Annotated in this window: 13 protein-coding genes; 5 read left to right on the top strand and 8 right to left on the bottom strand. The window is 67.5% G+C overall.

Translation table 11 applies throughout. From position 1 onward, the window contains the following. Positions 1-1,427: AhpA/YtjB family protein (locus FFS27_RS13310; protein WP_134606160.1), on the bottom strand; the 1,427-nt coding region annotated here is incomplete at its 3' end. A gap of 220 nt (positions 1,428-1,647) precedes the next feature. Here FFS27_RS13310 and serB point away from each other — a divergent pair. Next, positions 1,648-2,862: a phosphoserine phosphatase SerB gene (gene serB, locus FFS27_RS13305; RefSeq protein WP_003095681.1), complete on the top strand. Its 1,215-nt coding sequence runs from the start codon at positions 1,648-1,650 to the stop codon at positions 2,860-2,862. Positions 2,863-2,948: 86 nt separating this feature from the next. Here the strand turns inward: serB and fimX are convergent, their stop codons facing one another. The 5 genes from fimX to FFS27_RS13275 all read right to left on the bottom strand — a co-directional run bounded on the left by fimX (position 2,949) and on the right by FFS27_RS13275 (position 10,505). Beyond that, positions 2,949-5,024: a cyclic di-GMP-binding protein FimX gene (fimX, locus tag FFS27_RS13300; protein WP_003095680.1), complete on the bottom strand. Its 2,076-nt coding sequence runs from the start codon at positions 5,022-5,024 to the stop codon at positions 2,949-2,951. Positions 5,025-5,088: 64 nt separating this feature from the next. Then, entirely contained in the window at positions 5,089-6,912 is a 1,824-nt protein-coding gene (fimW, locus tag FFS27_RS13295; protein ID WP_003095679.1) for a cyclic-di-GMP receptor FimW, read from the bottom strand. Positions 6,913-7,230: 318 nt separating this feature from the next. Further along, the gene (gene asd, locus FFS27_RS13285; protein ID WP_003095677.1) at positions 7,231-8,100 is read right to left on the bottom strand and encodes an archaetidylserine decarboxylase; all 870 of its coding nucleotides are present in this window, start codon (positions 8,098-8,100) and stop codon (positions 7,231-7,233) included. Between the two features lie 3 nt (positions 8,101-8,103). After that, entirely contained in the window at positions 8,104-8,919 is an 816-nt protein-coding gene (gene rhdA, locus FFS27_RS13280; RefSeq protein WP_003102047.1) for a thiosulfate sulfurtransferase, read from the bottom strand. 74 nt (positions 8,920-8,993) lie between these two features. Further along, positions 8,994-10,505 carry an HDOD domain-containing protein gene (locus FFS27_RS13275; protein WP_003102046.1) on the bottom strand — a complete coding sequence of 504 codons (1,512 nt, stop codon included), beginning with the start codon at positions 10,503-10,505 and terminating at the stop codon, positions 8,994-8,996. A gap of 140 nt (positions 10,506-10,645) precedes the next feature. On the opposite strand from FFS27_RS13275, the gene motA reads away from it, so the two are divergent. Both motA and motB read left to right on the top strand, forming a co-directional pair. After that, positions 10,646-11,497, top strand: a complete 852-nt coding sequence (gene motA, locus FFS27_RS13270; protein WP_003095674.1) for a flagellar motor stator protein MotA — start codon at positions 10,646-10,648, stop codon at positions 11,495-11,497. A 19-nt stretch (positions 11,498-11,516) separates the two neighbouring features. Then, entirely contained in the window at positions 11,517-12,560 is a 1,044-nt protein-coding gene (gene motB / locus FFS27_RS13265) for a flagellar motor protein MotB (protein WP_137952056.1), read from the top strand. Between the two features lie 3 nt (positions 12,561-12,563). On the opposite strand, the gene rsgA is transcribed toward motB, so the two are convergent. Beyond that, the gene (gene rsgA, locus FFS27_RS13260) at positions 12,564-13,583 is read right to left on the bottom strand and encodes a small ribosomal subunit biogenesis GTPase RsgA (protein ID WP_003095672.1); all 1,020 of its coding nucleotides are present in this window, start codon (positions 13,581-13,583) and stop codon (positions 12,564-12,566) included. 111 nt (positions 13,584-13,694) lie between these two features. Between rsgA and orn the strand changes: the two genes are divergently transcribed. Continuing rightward, positions 13,695-14,237: an oligoribonuclease gene (gene orn / locus FFS27_RS13255; protein WP_003157127.1), complete on the top strand. Its 543-nt coding sequence runs from the start codon at positions 13,695-13,697 to the stop codon at positions 14,235-14,237. Positions 14,238-14,270: 33 nt separating this feature from the next. On the opposite strand, the gene queG is transcribed toward orn, so the two are convergent. Beyond that, the gene (gene queG / locus FFS27_RS13250; RefSeq protein WP_003110324.1) at positions 14,271-15,356 is read right to left on the bottom strand and encodes a tRNA epoxyqueuosine(34) reductase QueG; all 1,086 of its coding nucleotides are present in this window, start codon (positions 15,354-15,356) and stop codon (positions 14,271-14,273) included. Positions 15,357-15,437: 81 nt separating this feature from the next. Here queG and FFS27_RS13245 point away from each other — a divergent pair. Beyond that, the coding region (locus tag FFS27_RS13245) for an NAD(P)H-hydrate dehydratase (protein WP_137952055.1) at positions 15,438-16,749 on the top strand (1,312 nt) is incomplete at its 3' end.

The following is a 16,749-nucleotide window of genomic DNA, read 5'->3' as shown; positions in this document are numbered from 1 at the left end:
ATACGGGCGCGCTCGCGGACCACCGCGTCGTCGGCGATGCTGCGTTCGACCAGCAGCAGGTTGCGGCTGTGCTGGTTGAGGGCGAGGGCGTTCTGCACGGTTTCGTTGAGCAGCAGGTCGGCCTGGGTCTGTTCGCTGAGGTCTTCGCCGAGGCTCAGGCCCAGTTGCAACTGCAAGGTGATGCCGCTGTCGGCGACCTCGATCTGTAGGGCATGGCCGAGCGCGCGCATCAGTTCACCGCAGCAGAGCGCGTTGGTCAGGTAGTCGGCGCGGTTGTCGCGGCTGTGGAAGAGAATCAGGCTGCCGCCGTCGCTGAGCGTGTGCAGGCTGCCCTTGTACTGGCGGGCGGCCTGTTCCAGGCAGTCGCGATAGCGTTGCAGGAGGTCCACCAGGCGGCTGCGCGGCAACCGGCGCAACTGTTCCTGGGCGCCGAGCTGGATCGCCAGCACCGCACTGTGTTGCGGTTCGCGCGCAGCGGCGGGCGCCGCGGGCTGGTCCCCGGCTTCGGCTCCGTTCTCGTCGAAGGCGTCCTGGTCCAGCGGGTCTTCGTCGATGGAGGTGAATTCCACCGGCTTGGTCTCGTCCAGCAGGGCGTCGCCCAGCGGAATGTCGTCTTCCTCGAAGGCCGAGGCCTCGACCTTGCGGCTGCGCAGGTCGGCTTCGTCGTCTTCCAGCAGGATGTCGTCGAAGTTCTGCGGCAGCGGTGCTTCTTCCGGCTCCGGCGCCGGCGGCTTCTCCGGCACCAGGCGCTCTTCCAGGTCGCGCGCCAGGTCGCCCAGCTCGTTCTGCAGTTCGGCGCCGGGGGCCGGATTGTCCGGATCGCGCAACCAGACACGCAATTGCAACAAGGGTGTGGAAATCTGCCGCCCCAGGCGCAGACTGAAATACAGGGCGAGGATCAGCAGGATCAGGCTGATCAGGCCCATGCTCTGCAGGCTGATCATCATCGGCTGCTGGAACTGCTGCATGTCCAGGCTGATGCGCAGGTGCCCGGCGATCACTTCCTGGAAGGTGATCGGCGTCGAGTACAGGCCTTCGGTGGCGCCGAGCAGGCTCTGCTTCGGACGGCTGCCGGCCTCGGCGAGGATGCGCTGGTCGACGCTGTAGATCGCCGCATGGGCCACCAGCGGGTTCTTCACCAGGTTGTTCAGCAGCACGTTGAGGCTGAGGATGTCGTTGGACACCAGCAACTCGGTGGCGGACGCGGCGGTCTGGGTGATCAGGCTCTGGCCCAGGGCATCGGCCTGCTGCTGCATGGCCTGGCGAAACTGCATGCCCATGACCCAGGCGTAGATCAGCAGGGCCAGGGCCACCAGGATCAGGCTATGGCTGGCGAGCCGCAGGGCGATCGGGACGCGGCGCTGGCGCAAGGCACGAAACAGCAGGAGGAAGAAATTGTCGGGCTTGACGGACGTGGGCCGGGTCACAGGGGGCTCGGTCTTCTGAAATAGAGGTATCGCGCAGTATAACCAGCGCCCCCCGAGGGGCAAAGGGCCGTTGACGCGCTTTCCAGGCCGCCGCGCGGCGGTTTCGCGGGTTTTCCCGGCCGGTTCCGACCGGTGGTGATGGCAAATGCCCGGCTCTGCGTCTCTCGGGTGTGCGGGAAAGCGGGTAGAATGGCGTCTTTTACCTGGCGGAGCTTACGCCTTGCGCGAAATTGTCCTGATCAACATCACCGGGGAAGACCGCCCCGGTCTCACCGCGGCCATCACCGGCGTACTGGCCCAGGGCGGGGTGAACATCCTCGACATCGGCCAGGCGGTGATCCACGACACCCTGTCGTTCGGCATCCTGGTGGAAATCCCGGATACCGAAGCCGGTTCCTCGGTCCTCAAGGACGTGCTGTTCACCGCCTACAAGCTGGACCAGCAGGTGCGCTTCACCCCGGTCTCGGAAGAGGACTACCGGCAATGGGTCGACGGCCAGGGCAAGGCGCGGCACATCGTGACCCTGCTCACCCGCCGGGTGACTGCCGAGCAACTGCAGAGGGTCAGCTCGATCACCGCCAAGTACGCGCTGAACATCGACCACATCGACCGTCTCTCCGGGCGCATGCCGCTGGACATGCCCGCCGACCAGGGCAAGGGCTGCATCGAGTTCTCGGTACGCGGCGAACCGGCCGATCCGGCGGCGCTGCGTGCGGAATTCCTCAGCGTCGCCCAGGAATTGAACGTCGACATCGCTTTCCAGCAGGACAGCGTGTTCCGCCGCAATCGCCGGCTGGCGGTGTTCGACATGGATTCGACGCTGATCGAGGCGGAAGTCATCGACGAACTGGCCAAGGCCGCCGGCGTCGGCGAGAAGGTCGCCGCGATCACCGAACGGGCGATGCGCGGTGAACTGGACTTCCGCGCCAGCTTCAAGGAGCGCCTGGCGCTGCTGCAGGGACTGTCGGAAGACGTACTGGAGGAGATCGGCGCCTCGCTGCGTCTGACCGAGGGTGCTGAAACCCTGTTCGCCGAACTCAAGCGCCTGGGTTACAAGACCGCCATCCTGTCCGGCGGCTTCACCTATTTCGCCCGTCAATTGCAGGCGAAGCTGGGGATCGACTACGTGTTCGCCAACGAGTTGCAGATCGTCGACGGCAAGGTCACCGGGGTGGCGGTCGAGCCGATCGTCGATGCCCAGCGCAAGGCCGACCTGCTGCGCGAACTGGCGGCGAAGGAAGGTCTGAGCCTGGAGCAGACCATCGCCGTCGGCGACGGCGCCAACGACCTGCCGATGCTCGGCCTGGCCGGCCTGGGCGTGGCGTTCCGCGCCAAGCCGCTGGTCAAGCAGTCGGCCAAGCAGGCGATCTCGACCCTGGGCCTGGACGGCATCCTCTACCTGCTCGGCTACCGCGACCGCGAAGGGCGAGCCTGAGGCCGGCGGGCGCCTCTTGCCGGCCCGGCAGCCACGAACCAGGTCGGTAGAGCGGAAAAGCAACGGGCGCCCAGGGCGCCCGTTCTTCATTCGTCTCCCGAGGAGAAGTCGTAGTCCATCGCCTGGCTCGGCCCCTGCAGGTAGTAGCCCTGGATGTAGGTGGCGCCGGCTTGCCACAGGGTGGCGAGGACGCTGGCGCTCTCGACGAAGGGGACGATGCTGAGCTTCTGCTGTTCGTGCAGTTCGGCGATCAGGCCCTTGAGGATCTCCTGGTTTTCCACCTGGTTGAGGTCCTGGACGAAGGAGCCATCGATCTTGATGAATTGCACGGTCAGGTGCTTCAGCGCGTTGAACGGATTCAGCGAGCAGCCGAACTGGCTGATCGCCGCCTGGCAATGCAGGGTGGCCAGGCCCTGGGTCAGTTGCTTGGCCTGCTTCAGATAGCTGGTGGCGTCGGCTTCGCTGATCTGGAACACCAGCGACTCCGGCGGCAGGCGCGCGGCCTTCAGCGCCACCCCGAGCCAGGGCAGCAGGCCGGGGTCTTGCAGACTGGCGCTGGACAGGTGGACGAACAGCTTGGTCTGGTGCCCCTTGGCGCGATGCTCGGCGAGCAGCTTGATCGAGTTGAGGATCACCCAGCGGTCGATCTTCTCCGCCAGCCCGGCTTCCTTGGCGGCATGCAGGAACTCCGCCGGCGGCACTTCCTGGCCCTGCGGATTGAGCAGGCGCAGGAGCACCTCGTAGTTCTCGTGGCTGTCGCCGCGCAGGCTGATGACTGGCTGGAACAGCAGGCGGAAGCTGTTGGTCTCCAGCGCCTGCTGGAGGATCGCGATGACGTCGCCGCGCTGGGCGGCGGCGGCAAGCTCTTCCGCCGGGTTGTACTGCTTGATCTGCGACCCGCCCTTGCGTGCCGCGTCATCGGCGCAGCGATGCGCACGGTTCATCACGTCCTGGGCCTTGGCGGTCTTCTCGTCGAGACCGGCGACGCCGATGCTGAGGGTGGCCTGGGCGCTGCGGCCGTTCAGCTCGAAAAGGTGGTTCTCGACTTTCTTCAGCAGTCGTTGCAGTGCCGCTTGCGCCTGCTCGGGAGTCTTGCCCTTGAACAGGGCGGCGAAGATCGAATCGCCGAAACGCGCCAGGTCGGCTTCCTCGCCGAACTGTTCGCGCATCAGTCCGGCCAACTGGCCGAGCAGCAGGTCGATCCCGGAAAGCCCGTGGTCGGCCTGGAGCGAGGGGTAGCCGTTGAGATGGATATAGGCCAGGGTCGACGGCTTGCGGGCGGTCACCGCCTGCTGCACGGCGGCATCCATCAGGTCGAGGAAGTGGCTGCGGTTGTAGAGTCCGGTGACCGGGTCCTGGCTGCTGACTTCGCGGAGCTTTTCTTCCAGTTCGGCGTTGTCGACCTCGCCGCGGATCACCACCTGGATGCAGGGTTCGCCGTCGTAGGTGGCGGCGGAGAGGCTGATGCGCGCCTTGAATTCCTGGCCGTCGAGCTTGACCCCGGTGCAAACCAGTTCGGTCTGGCGCTGGTCGTTCTGGTAGCCCTTGAGGAAATCCTTGAAGGCGCCCTGGTCGCAGGAGGCGATCAGGTCGATGACCGGCAGGCCTTCCAGTTCCTCGGCGTCCTCGTAGCCGAACAGCGCCATGTAGGAGCGGTTGGCGTAGATGTGCATGCCGTCGTGGACGTAGGTGATGGCGTCGACCGAGCTGTCGAGCAGCAACTGGCAGCGTTTTTCCGCCTCGCGCAGGGCCAGTTCGGCGGCGCGGCGCGCGCGGCGTTCGGCGAGGCCGGCCAGCTCGCGGTTGGCGACCAGCACCAGGCGCTCGTCCTCGCCTTGCGGCAGGGCGTCCTGGGCGCCGAGCATCAAGGCGTCGGTGATGGCGTCGGAGCTGTTGTCGGCCACCAGCTGGATGAACGGGATGTCGCGCGACTGGCGGCGCAAGGTGGCGAGCGCCTCGCCGGGCTCGAGACACTCGCTGGTCGGCGCGGCGATCAGCAGGTCCCAGCTTTGCTGGAGGGTCTCGGCGAGGTCCTCGGGAGAGGTCAGTCGATGTACGCGGGTCGCGTGGCCGGCATTGCGGAACAGACTGACCAGGCGTTCGGCTTCGTTCTGCGAGTCTTCCAGAATCAGCAGGCGGATGGTTTTCTTTTCGATGGCCATGGAAAGGGCTCAGTCCGCGTCCGGGCGGGCGCGAAAAGACGGCGAATGGAGGTGTCGGGGCAATCTACAGAGACTTCCAGAGCGAGTCAAAATCTTCCTCCCCCGCAGGCGGCCGGGCCACTGGCGCTGTGACCGGCTTATCGCTCGGGGTGTTCACCGGTTCCGCCGAGCGGTATTCGAACTGGCTGAAGCTGCCGGTCGAGGCCTGCCGGCGATTCAGCACCGCGCGCCGCTCCTCGCCGTGCAGGTTGATCTGCACCCGGCTGCCCTCCTGGAACGGTAGGCGCGGGGTGATCACCGTCGCCGGCCGCGAGATCGCGGCGATTTCCGGCAGCAGCAGGGCGCGCAGGTAGTGGCTGCTCTGCTCGGTCTTGCGCAGCAGTTGCAGGCCGCAGGGCTGCGCCGCCGGGGCGATCATCTCGATGCCCATCTGCGTGCCGCCATTGCGCACCTGGCGGATCCAGCGCACCACCGCGATGCTCCACGCCTGGCCGGGAAGGTCCTGCAGGCCGACCAGTTCGCCCGCCTGCAGTTGGGCGGGCACCTCCTTTGGCCAGCTCAGGCAATAACCGCCGGGGCTGTGGTTGACGATGGGCAGGGCGTAGGTCGGATAGTCCTCGGTGGCGTCAGTCTGTGCGTGGGCCTGCGGGTGATCGGGCTGCCCACCGCGGGGCGACTGGTGCGGCCGGTACTCGATTTCCTCCAGCGGCATGCCGGGCTGCCAGTCGGTGACCTTCTGCGCATCGAAGGCGCCGGCCCAGGCGTCCTGGACGTCGGCCTTGAAGCGAGGCGCCTCGGGCGCTTCCTGGATCTGCAGGACCTCGTTGAACGGGCGGCGCCCGGCGAGGAAGTAGTGCAGGGCGCTCATGCCGATGCACAGGGTCAACTGGCCCTGGCCCTGGGTGCGCTGGAAGGTACGTTCGGCGATGTCACCCCAGGCCGAGGAGAGATGTTGCAGCAGGTCCAGGGTCACCCCTTCGATCAGCGGCAGGCGCGCCTTCGCGCGCTCGGCCTCGGGCTGCAGCAGGTATTCGCGGATCAGTTCGACCAGCGGCTGGGTGTCGATGCCCAGGGCATTGGCCAGTTGGGTCTCCGGGTACAGCGAGCGGTAGCGCGGCGGGCCGTCGATCTGCGGCACGGCGATGAACAGCGAGCCGGGCAGCGCCGCGCTCTGTATCGACAGCAATTGGCTCCAGGGTTCGAGCACCTCGGCGAGCCGTGCAATGTTGTTCTGGCGCATCTGGTTGCAGCGCGCGCAGCCGAGCAGCAGCGGTATCAGGTAGGCCTGCTCGACGCTCAGGCCGGGGGTGTGCTTGGCCAGTTCGTCGCGCACCGCGAGACGATGCACACCGCGCTGGCTGGCCAACTGGTACAGCTGGTGGAGTTCCAGCCAAAGCCCCTCGGGGACCGGGCAGTACAACTGGCTGGCACGGATCAGCGGGCCGCACAGGCTGCGGATCGCCCGCTGGATACCGACCGCGAGCAACTGCGCGCGGTCGCGGCTGTTGCGCGGCGCTTCCTGGACCACGATCAGCTTGTAGCCGATGGCCAGGTGGTTCTGCAGGGCCTGGCAGAGGTTGGCGATCTTGCGCGGCCGTTCGTCGAGGACGATGGCCTGGTTGAGGAAGTGCCGTTCCAGGTGGGCGCAGACGAAATGCACCTCTGGACGGAACAGTTCGAGCAGTTGCAGGCGGGCCTCGACGGGCAGCACCAACTGGTTGAGTTCGATCAGGCCCTGGTAGAGCTGGCGCGCGGTTTCCCCGAGGTTGGCCTTGGGCAGGTGCGCCAGCCAGTACTTGATGTCCTTCGGGGTGGCGTCGCAGAAGCTCAGGTTCTGCTGCGTCGGAGTGGGGACGCGCAACGAGAGGTGGGGGCTCTGGTTTTCCATGGGGGGTTAGACGGCTCCGCTACTGAAAAGGCTCTACGGGGGGGTGAAGCCCCGGAGAGGTGCCGGACTTCCGATCGCCGCGGCTGCGCCTCCTCTTTCTTAACACGGGAGGCGGGTTCATCGTCGTGGCCAGGACAGGAACTGTGCGGCAGTCCGCTTTCCTGACCGAGGGGGTCGGCACAGGCTCGATAGGACCTTTCCGAACTCTAGCAGCATCGAAATGGACCCGCAGCCTTCGGACGCCACGATCCCGCCGGGAGGTCCCGGCGGCGGGGAGAGATGGGACGGAGACGCTCGGGGCGCTCCGTCCCGGCGAGGTCAGGACTGTTTCGGCAGGGCCAGGCATTCGCCCATGCGCACCGGGCTCGCTGCCCCGAGGCCGTCGTTGAACGCGACCTGCTGCGGGCCGAACAGGACGATGGCGGTGGAGCCCAGCTTGAAGCGACCGAGCTCGGCGCCTTTTTCCAGGCGGATCGGCGCACGGGCGGCTTCGTCGTAGCGGAAGGTCTTCAGTTCGCGCTTCGGCGGCGTAACCAGGCCGGCCCAGACGGTTTCGATGGAGGCCACGATCATCGCGCCCACCAGCACCACGGCCATCGGACCGCGCTCGGTGTCGAACAGGCAGACCACCCGCTCGTTGCGGGCGAACAGCTCGGGAACGTTTTCCGCGGTGGTCTGGTTCACCGAGAACAGCCGGCCGGGAACGTAGACCATCTCGCGCAGGGTGCCGGCCAGCGGCATGTGCACGCGGTGGTAGTCCCGGGGGGACAGGTAGACGGTGGCGAAGTCGCCGCCCATGAAGGGCGCGGCCAGTTCGGCGTCGCCGCCGAGCAGTTCGGCCAGGCTGTAGCTGTGGCCTTTGGCCTGGAAGATCCGCCCGTGCTCGATCGGGCCGAGCTGGCTGATCGCGCCATCGGCCGGGCAGAGCACCGCGCCGGGCTCCTGGGCCAGCGGGCGGGCGCCATCCTTCAGGGCGCGGGTGAAGAAGGCATTGAAATGTTCATAGGCCTGCAGGTCCTCGACCTGTGCTTCGCGCATGTCGACCTGGTAGCGCCGGGCGAACCAGGCGATCAGGCGGTCCTTGAACCAGGTCGCCCGGCAGTCGGCGGCGAAGCCGATCAGCCGGGACAGCAGGTGGTGCGGCAGCAGGTACTGGCTGCAGATGAACAGACGATCTTTGAACGACATTCCTCAAACCTCTACAGGGGTATCGGGGTGGTTGCCCCATTCCGACCAGGAGCCGGCGTAGCCTTTGACCCGCGGGTAGCCCAGCGCCTTGGCCACCAGGTAGGTGAAGCCGGAGCGATGGTGGGTCTGGCAGTGGGTGATCACTTCCTTGTCCGGCGTGATGCCGAGGTCCTCCAGGACTTCGGCGATATCCGCGCGGATGCGCAGGGCGCGAGCCGGGTCCATGCCGGCGGTCCATTCGAAATTGATCGCGCCGGGCACATGCCCGGCCTTCGCGGCGAGCACCTTGGTACCGGCGTATTCGCTGGGGTTGCGCGCATCCCATACCGCCAGGTCGGCGGCGCCGAGGCGGCTTTGCAGGTATTCGCGGGTCGCGCTGGGCTCGTCGTGCAACGTCAGCGGCAGCGGGCCGCCGACAGGCGCCGGGACCTCGCGGTCGAGAGCCTGGGCGTCGGCGATCCAGGCCGGCAGGCCGCCGTTGAGATAGTGGTAGCGGTGGTGGCCGATCACGTCCAGCAGCCAGATGAAGCGGCCCGCCCAGCCGCCGCCTTCGTCGTCGTAGACCACGTAGGTCGCCTCCGGGCGGTGGCCCAGCTCGCCGAACAGGGCTTCCAGGTCGGCCTTGGCCGGTAGCAGGCCGGGTGCCGGGGGTTGTCCCCACTGGGTGCGTTTGGGGTCGACGAAACGCGCGCCGGGGATATGCCCTTCGGCGTATCGGGCGGCACTGGTCAGGTCGACCAGGATCAGCTCGGGCGCGCCCAGGCGCGGCGCGAGGTCGCTGGGCTCGATCACCAATGGCAGGTCGGAGAAGACGGACATGCGAGTACCCCCGGGTTGAAGAAGGGCAGCAGTTTAACGGAAAGCGCGCCCGACCAGTGTGCCGGGCATGTCCCTCATTCCGTGCGGCGCTGGCGGCCGAACTGCTGGATCGCGCGCTCGGTGCACTGGGCGGTCTTGGCGAAGGCCTGGGCATGCAGGTCGCTGAACGGCTGGCCGCCGAGGTCGGCCAGGACCAGCATCACCACCCGCGAGCCGTTGCCCAGCGAGCGCAGCAGCAGGTGAGGTCCGGGGAACAGTTGGCGCAAGGGTTCGCCGAGGGCCGGCAGCAACTGGTCCTGGTTGTTCGGGCCGATGCGCAGCAGGGCAGGCTGCTGGAACAGTTTCTTCAGCAGCGGGCTGCTGGCAATCTCCAGTTGCAATTTCTCCTGGCCCGGTTCGAGTCCGGCGCTCTGCTGCGCCAGCACGTGTACCTGGGTGCGATCGGCCACCAGCAGCAGCATCCTTTGCAGGCCGCAGGCGCGCAGCGCATCGCGGGCACAGGCGGTGAGCTGCACGACGTTGCTGAACGGGCTGGGCTCGCGGAGCAACTCGGCGCAATGCTGCCGCCACTCGGCCAGGGCTTCCGCCGAGGGCGGCGGCGGGGGCGCCGCTTCGGCACGCCAGCGGCTGGCCTGCCAGGGCCAGATCAAGGCCACCGCCGGATGCCACAGCGGCGGCCGGGCGTGCAGGCGCGCGCTTTGCGCGGCGAGCATGTGCACCTGCTGCTGGACTTCGGTCAGCGGCTGGCCCAGGTACAGGCCGGTCAGGCGCTGCCAGCGCAGCATGTGCGGCCCGTCCCAGCTCTGGTGCGCGGCGATGGCCAGGCCATTGGCGAGGAGAGTGCAGTTGGCCGGCTGGGTCAGCCAGCGGGCGAGATCGGGCTGGGCATCGAGTTGCTGTTGCTGGAGCAGGGGCGACTGATGGTCGCGGGCGATACGCAAGGCTCGAACCAGCAGGCGACGGTCGCAGGCGAGCAGGCGATAGCCCTGGATGACCCACTGCGGTAGCCGCCAGCGTTCGGCCAGCGCCAGGCAGATCGGCAGCAGGCGCATGCCGAGCAGTTCGCGCTCCACTCGCAGGGTCGGTTCGCCCTGTACCAGCACGCGTTGCTGCCATTGCTCCAGCAGCTGCGGGCGGGCGTTGGCCAGCGCCCAGACCGGAGCCATGGTCAGCAGGCTGCCCCAGTGGATTTCCTGCCAGAGCCTGGCCAGGCGCGCGCCGAACAGGCCGCTGGCCTGCTGCATGGCGTGCTGGCTGATCAGCAGCATCTGCCCGAGGACCCTGGGCATCTCCGCATCCTGGATGCTCGGCAGGGTCTTCAGAAGTTGGCTCGCGCGCGCCAGGCCGAGGCGGCTGAGGGCCACCTCCAGGCTTTCCGCGGGGTTGTCGCGGGCGCTCTCGGCGCGATTGGCCTCGCGCAGGATGGACAACGCCAGCGTCGGGCTGCCCTGCAACTGGTCGGCGATCTCGCGCAGCGAGCGGCGGCTGTCGCTCAGCGCGGCGTGCAGGCCGGCATAGTGGCTGGCGGGGATCGGCAGGGGTTGCCGGTCGAGCTCTTCGAGCCAGGCGGCGAGGCGGTCTGTCATGGGTGTCGGGCTCGGTGTCGGCGAGGCGGCGAACTGGCTTTTCGAGTATTCGGACTATAGTCTTGCGGCTAGCAACCGATAACAAGAGGGAGCCTAGCAGTCCCCCTCCTTATCCTGTTCATTTCGCACGTCCGGTCCTCATGTCAAAAATCATCGGCATCATCGTCGTTTTCGCCAGTGTCCTCGGGGGCTTCCTGCTCTCCGGCGGCAAGATCGGCGCCATCATCCAGCCCTTCGAGGTCCTGATCATCGGCGGTGCGGCACTGGGGGCGTTCCTCCAGGCCAACCCGGGCAGCACGTTCATGGTGGTGCTGAAGAAAGCGCCGAAGATGTTCAGCAACCGCTTTACCCAGACCTACTACCTCGAGGTGCTGGGCATGCTCTACGAGATCCTCAACAAGAGCCGGCGCGAAGGGATGATGGCGATCGAGGCGGACATCGAGGACCCCGCGGCCAGTCCCATCTTCAGCAAGTACCCCGGCGTGCTGAAGGACGAACGGATGACCGCCTATGTCTGCGACTACCTGCGCATCATGTCCTCCGGCAACATGGCGCCGCACGAGCTGGAAGGCCTGTTCGACATGGAGCTGTCCAGTCTCAAGGAGGACCTGGAGCATCCGTCCCACGCAGTGACCAAGGTCGCCGACGCCCTGCCGGGCTTCGGTATCGTCGCCGCGGTACTCGGCATCGTCATCACCATGGCGTTGCTTGGCGAAGGCAGCCAGGCGGAGATCGGCCACCACGTCGCCGCCGCCCTGGTGGGTACCTTCCTCGGGATTCTCGCCGCCTACGGCTTCGTCGGCCCGCTGGCCGTCGCGCTGGAGCACGATGCCAAGGAAGAGTTGAACATGTTCGAAGCGATCAAGGCCTGCCTGGTCGCTTCCGCTTCCGGCATGCCGCCTTCGCTGGCCGTCGAGTTCGGCCGCAAGGTGCTGCTGCCCGCCCATCGGCCGACCTTCGCCGAGCTCGAGCAGGCCGTGCGTGGCCGCTGAGTGGAGGCACTGTCGATAGATGGACAATAACCAGCCGATCATCGTCAAGCGCGTCAAGCGCTATGCCGCCGGCCACCACGGCGGCTCGTGGAAGATCGCCTTCGCCGACTTCGCGACGGCGATGATGGCGTTCTTCCTGGTGCTCTGGCTGCTGTCTTCGGCCACCCCGGAGCAGAAGAAGGCGATTTCCGGATACTTCCAGGACCCCATCGGTTTCAGCGAAAGTGCCAGCCCCTACGTCATCGACCTCGGCGGCACGCCGACGCCGGCGCCGGACAAGACCCTCAATCCGCAGGTCCAGGCCCAGCCGGACTCCAACGAAAGCCGGATCAGCCCCGAGCAGGACCATCAGGTCAACGCCGACCAGGCCGAGAACCTCGCCGAGCAGGTTGAGCGAGAGCGCCTGGCGCTGCTGCTGCAGGAGTTGCAGAACAAGGTCGACGAAAATCCGATGCTCAAGGACTTCAAGGACCAGATCCACTTCGAGATCACCCGCGACGGCCTGCGCATCCAGATCGTCGACGCCGCCAACCGGCCGATGTTCGACCTCGGCAGCGCGCGCCTGCAGCCGTATTTCGAGGACATCCTGCTGGCCATGGCCGAGACCATCCGCCAGGTGCCGAACAAGATCAGCATCAGCGGCCACACCGACGCCAAGCCCTATGCCGGCAACGGCGACTTCGGCAACTGGGAGCTATCGGCCAATCGCGCCAACGCCGCGCGCCGTGCGCTGGTCGCCGGCGGCTATCCGGAAGGGCAGATCGCCCAGGTTGTCGGCTATGCTTCGGCACGCCTGTTCGACGACAAGGACCCGCTGAACCCGGTGAACCGGCGGATCGACATCGTGGTCCTGACCCGCAAGGCGCAGAAGGCCATCGAAGGCGAGACCGGCGCTCCCGAAGCCAGCGCCCCCTCGGCTGCCCCGGGCGAGCAGCCGAAGCCGGCTGCCGAGGCACCGGCGGCGGGCGCGCAACCTTCGCTACCGGCGGACGAGGTGCAGAAGAAGCTCAACCTGTTCGACGACGGCGGCAGCCTGAAGCTGGAGCAGATCAAGGGCGACTGAGGTTCAGTAGTCCGTTTCCGGCATGCTTGCCAGAATGTGCCGGTAGCTGGCCATGCGTTGCGGCATGATGCGCCCGTCCTCCAGGGCCTGGAGCAGGGCGCAACCTGGTTCGCGGTCGTGCTTGCAGTCGCGGAAGCGGCAATGCCCGAGCAGGTCGCGGAACTCGATGAAACCGGCCTCGACGTCGTCTCGCGACACGTGCCCCAGGCCGAACTCACGGATGCCGGGCGAGTCGATCAGGTCGCCGCCGCCGGGAAAATGGAACAGTCGCGCGGTGGTGGTGGTATGGGTGCCCTTGCCGGTCACCGTGGAGAGGTCGCCGACACGGGTGTCGACACCTGGCAACAAGGCATTCACCAGCGACGACTTGCCCACCCCGGACTGCCCGACGAAGACGCTCACGTGAGCGTCCAGCGCGCCGCGCAGTTCGTCCATCGCCAGGCCATTGAAGGCCGACACCTCGATCAGCGGGTAACCCAGGGTGCGGTAGACATTCAGCAGCGCATCGATGCCTTCGGCATTGCTCTCGTCGACCAGGTCGGCCTTGTTCAGCAGCAGCAACGGCTGGATGCCGGCATGTTCGGCGGCGATCAGGTAACGGTCGATCAGGTTGGCGTGCGGTTCGGGACGCGGGGCGAAGACGATGACGATGCGGTCGACGTTGGCCGCCACCGGCTTGAGCAGCCCGCGCATGTCCGGGCGGCACAGCTCGGAGCGACGTGGCAATTGCGCGACGATCACGCCGATGCCCTGGTTGCCGGCACGCCAGACCACCTGGTCGCCGGTCACCAGTGCCGGCAGGTTGGCGCGCAGGTGACAGCGGGAAACCTGGCCGTCGGCGGACTCGACCTCTACCTGAACCCCGAAATGAGCGATCACCTGGCCGGTCTGCTCCGGTCCCAGGTCGCCGCCTTCCAGCTCGTCCACGGCACGCGACTCGCGACGGGCCGCCCGGGCCGCGCGTTCTTCCTGGATCTTTTCGATGCGCCAGCTCTGCCGGCGGGTCAAGTGGCGTTTGGCCATGATGCGTCCGCATGAAAAATCGGCGACGAGTTTAACATGGGCGCGCCGCCATCATTCGCGCGGCGGCGTTCCACGCTAGAATGCACGGCATAGCGACTGGAGCGACTCCCCATGCAGAACCCGCAGAACCTTATCTGGATCGACCTGGAGATGACCGGCCTCGATCCGGACCGGGACGTCATCATCGAGATGGCCACCATCGTCACCGACAGTGACCTCAACACCCTGGCCGAAGGACCGGTGATCGCCATCCACCAGCCAGAGGAAGTCCTCGCCGGCATGGACGAGTGGAATACCCGCCAGCACGGCCAATCCGGCCTGACCCAGAGGGTCCGGGAAAGTACCGTGAGCATGGCCGAGGCCGAGGCGCAGACCCTGGCCTTCCTCGAGCAGTGGGTGCCCAAGCGCAGCTCGCCGATCTGCGGCAACAGCATCTGCCAGGACCGCCGCTTCCTCTATAGGCACATGCCCAGGCTGGAAGGCTACTTCCACTACCGCAACCTCGACGTCTCCACCCTCAAGGAGCTGGCTGCGCGCTGGGCGCCGCAGGTCCGCGAGAGCTTCAAGAAGGGCAACACCCACCTGGCGCTGGACGATATCCGCGAGTCGATCGCCGAGCTGCGCCACTATCGCGACCACTTCATCAAGCTCTGATCCGTCCGGGCCGGGCGGCAGGCGCCGGCCGGGCTAGGTTTCCCCGTGGCGCCGCAGGGCCCATTCCACGTGCTCGCGGACCAGCTCCGAAGGGAACCCGCGGCGCGCCTTCAGCGCCTCCAGTACAGGGATGGTCGAGGGCGCGTTGCCCAGCCCCACCGCCAGGTTGCGCAACCAGCGCTCGTAGCCGGCGCGGCGCAGCGGCGAACCCTCGGTGCGGCCGAGGAACTCCTCCTCGCTCCAGAGGAACAGTTCGGCGAGTTCGGCGTTGTCCAGGCTGTGGCGCGGCTGAAAGTCGCCCTGCCCGGTGGGGCGGGCGAAGCGATTCCATGGGCAGACGATCTGGCAGTCGTCGCAGCCGAATACCCGGTTGCCGATCAGTGGCCGCAGCTCCAGCGGAATCGCGCCCTTGTACTCGATGGTCAGGTAGGAGATGCAGCGTCGCGCGTCCAGCCGGTAGGGGCCGACGAAGGCCGCGGTCGGGCAGATGTCCAGGCAGGCCGAGCAGCGTCCGCAATGCTCGCTGTCCATCGCCGGGTCGACGGGTAGCGGCATGTCGACGAACAGCTCGCCGAGGAAGAAGTAGCTGCCGGCCTTGCGGTTGAGCACCAGCGTGTTCTTGCCGATCCAGCCGAGGCCGGCCTGTTCGGCGATGGCCTTTTCCAGCACCGGCGCGCTGTCGACGAAGGCGCGGAAACCGAACGGGCCGACTTCGGCCTGGATGCGCTCGGCCAGTTGTTGCAGACGCTTGCGGATCAGCTTGTGGTAGTCGCGGCCGAGGGCGTAGCGCGAGACGTAGGCTTTTTCCGGTGTCGCGAGGACCTGCGCCATGCGCGTGTCGCCGGGCAGGTAATCCATGCGCAGGGAGATCACCCGCAGCGTGCCGGGAACCAGCTCGGCAGGTCGCGAGCGCTTGCTGCCGTGCGCCGCCATGTAGTCCATCTCGCCGTGGTAGCCGGCCTCCAGCCAGCGCTGCAGGTGCGCTTCGTGCTCGCCCAGCTCGACGTCGCTGATACCGACCTGCTGGAACCCCAGCTCGCGGCCCCAGTCCTTGATGGACTGGGCGAGGCGGGCGGGGTCCGGCGGGGAAAGGTTGTCGGCCAGAGGTTGGGGAGTCATGGGAGGCAACGAAGACGAGGGAAAGCGAAATGGGATAGGTATAATTCTGCCAGACTGCGCGCCTGACGCCGAATCGATCCGATGACCATGACCTTCCAGCACGACGACCTGCCACTCGCCCTCTATTCCGCCGCCCAGGTGCGCGACCTGGATGCGCGCCTGATCGCTGCCGGCACGCCGGGCTTCGAACTCATGCAGCGCGCCGCCCACGCCGCCTGGCGTGCCTTGCGCCGCCGTTGGCCGGAGGCCGCGGCGCTGACGGTGCTCGCCGGGCACGGCAACAATGCCGGCGACGGCTACCTGATCGCGGCGCTGGCGCAACGTGCGGGTTGGCGAGTGCGGGTGCTGGCGGTCGCGGCGCCGCAGCGGCTTGCCGGCGACGCGGCGCAGGCGCATGCCGCCGCGCTGGCGACCGGGGTCGTGGTGGAGCCCTGGAGCGAGTGCGCCGTGCTCGAGGGCGTAGTAGTGGATGCATTGCTCGGCACCGGCCTGGCAGGTGCCGTGCGCGAGCCCTTTGCGCAGGCCATCCGCCTGGCCAACGCCGCCGACCCGCCGGTGCTGGCGGTGGATATTCCTTCCGGCTTGAGCGCCGACACCGGCGCGGTATTGGGGGAAGCGATCAGGGCGGATCTGACAGTGACTTTCATCGGCCTGAAGATCGGGCTGTTCACTGGCGAGGCGCCGGCACGGGTCGGCGAGCTGGTGTTCGACGAACTCGGTAGCGACGCCGTCGTGCTGCAAGCGCTCCAGCCCCGGGCTCGCCGCCTGGCGCGAAATGCCCTGCCGAGGCTGGCAGCGCGGCCGCGGACCGCACACAAGGGGCTGTTCGGCCACCTGCTGGTGGTCGGCGGCGACACCGGCATGGGCGGGGCCGTGCTACTGGCCGCGGAAAGCGCCCTGCGCTGCGGCGCCGGGCTGGTCTCGGCGGCGACCCGCGTCGAACATGTGCCGGCGTTGCTGGGCCGTTGTCCCGAGGTCATGGCCCATGGCGTGGCGTCGGCGAACCAACTGCTGGCCCTTGCCGAACGCGCCAGCGTGCTGGTGCTCGGTCCCGGGCTTGGCCAGCGCGCCTGGGGTCGCAGCCTGCTGAGCGCTGTCCGGTCGCGACCGTTGCCGCAGGTCTGGGATGCCGACGCGTTGAACCTGCTGGCCCTGGAACCGGTCGGAGCAGGGCCGCAGACATGGATTCTGACGCCGCATCCCGGCGAGGCCGCGCGCCTGTTGGGTCGCTCGACCGCCGAGGTGCAGGCGGATCGTCCGGCGGCGGCGCTGGAACTGGCGCGTCGCTACCAGGCGGTGGTGGTGCTGAAGGGCGCCGGCAGCCTGGTCGCCGCGCCCGACGGACGACTCGCCGTCTGTTCCCAGGGGCATCCGGCGATGGCCGGCGCCGGCC

This window comes from Pseudomonas sp. 2VD, from assembly GCF_005503585.1.
GTDB classification, from domain to species: Bacteria; Pseudomonadota; Gammaproteobacteria; order Pseudomonadales; family Pseudomonadaceae; genus Pseudomonas; species Pseudomonas aeruginosa.
The sequence above is the reverse complement of the archived record's forward strand: the minus strand, read 5'-3'. Positions and strand labels throughout refer to the sequence as shown.

Excerpts from the sequence above, each read along its gene's own strand:
- rhdA (WP_003102047.1), bottom strand. The coding sequence starts at position 8,919 with ATGTCCGTCTTCTCCGACCTGCCATTGGTGATCGAGCCCAGCGACCTC.
- orn (WP_003157127.1), top strand. The coding sequence starts at position 13,695 with ATGCAGAACCCGCAGAACCTTATCTGGATCGACCTGGAGATGACCGGC.
- fimX (WP_003095680.1), bottom strand. The coding sequence starts at position 5,024 with ATGGCCATCGAAAAGAAAACCATCCGCCTGCTGATTCTGGAAGACTCG.
- motB (WP_137952056.1), top strand. The coding sequence starts at position 11,517 with ATGGACAATAACCAGCCGATCATCGTCAAGCGCGTCAAGCGCTATGCC.
- FFS27_RS13275 (WP_003102046.1), bottom strand. The coding sequence starts at position 10,505 with ATGACAGACCGCCTCGCCGCCTGGCTCGAAGAGCTCGACCGGCAACCC.
- asd (WP_003095677.1), bottom strand. The coding sequence starts at position 8,100 with ATGTCGTTCAAAGATCGTCTGTTCATCTGCAGCCAGTACCTGCTGCCG.
- rsgA (WP_003095672.1), bottom strand. The coding sequence starts at position 13,583 with ATGGCCAAACGCCACTTGACCCGCCGGCAGAGCTGGCGCATCGAAAAG.
- fimW (WP_003095679.1), bottom strand. The coding sequence starts at position 6,912 with ATGGAAAACCAGAGCCCCCACCTCTCGTTGCGCGTCCCCACTCCGACG.
- motA (WP_003095674.1), top strand. The coding sequence starts at position 10,646 with ATGTCAAAAATCATCGGCATCATCGTCGTTTTCGCCAGTGTCCTCGGG.
- queG (WP_003110324.1), bottom strand. The coding sequence starts at position 15,356 with ATGACTCCCCAACCTCTGGCCGACAACCTTTCCCCGCCGGACCCCGCC.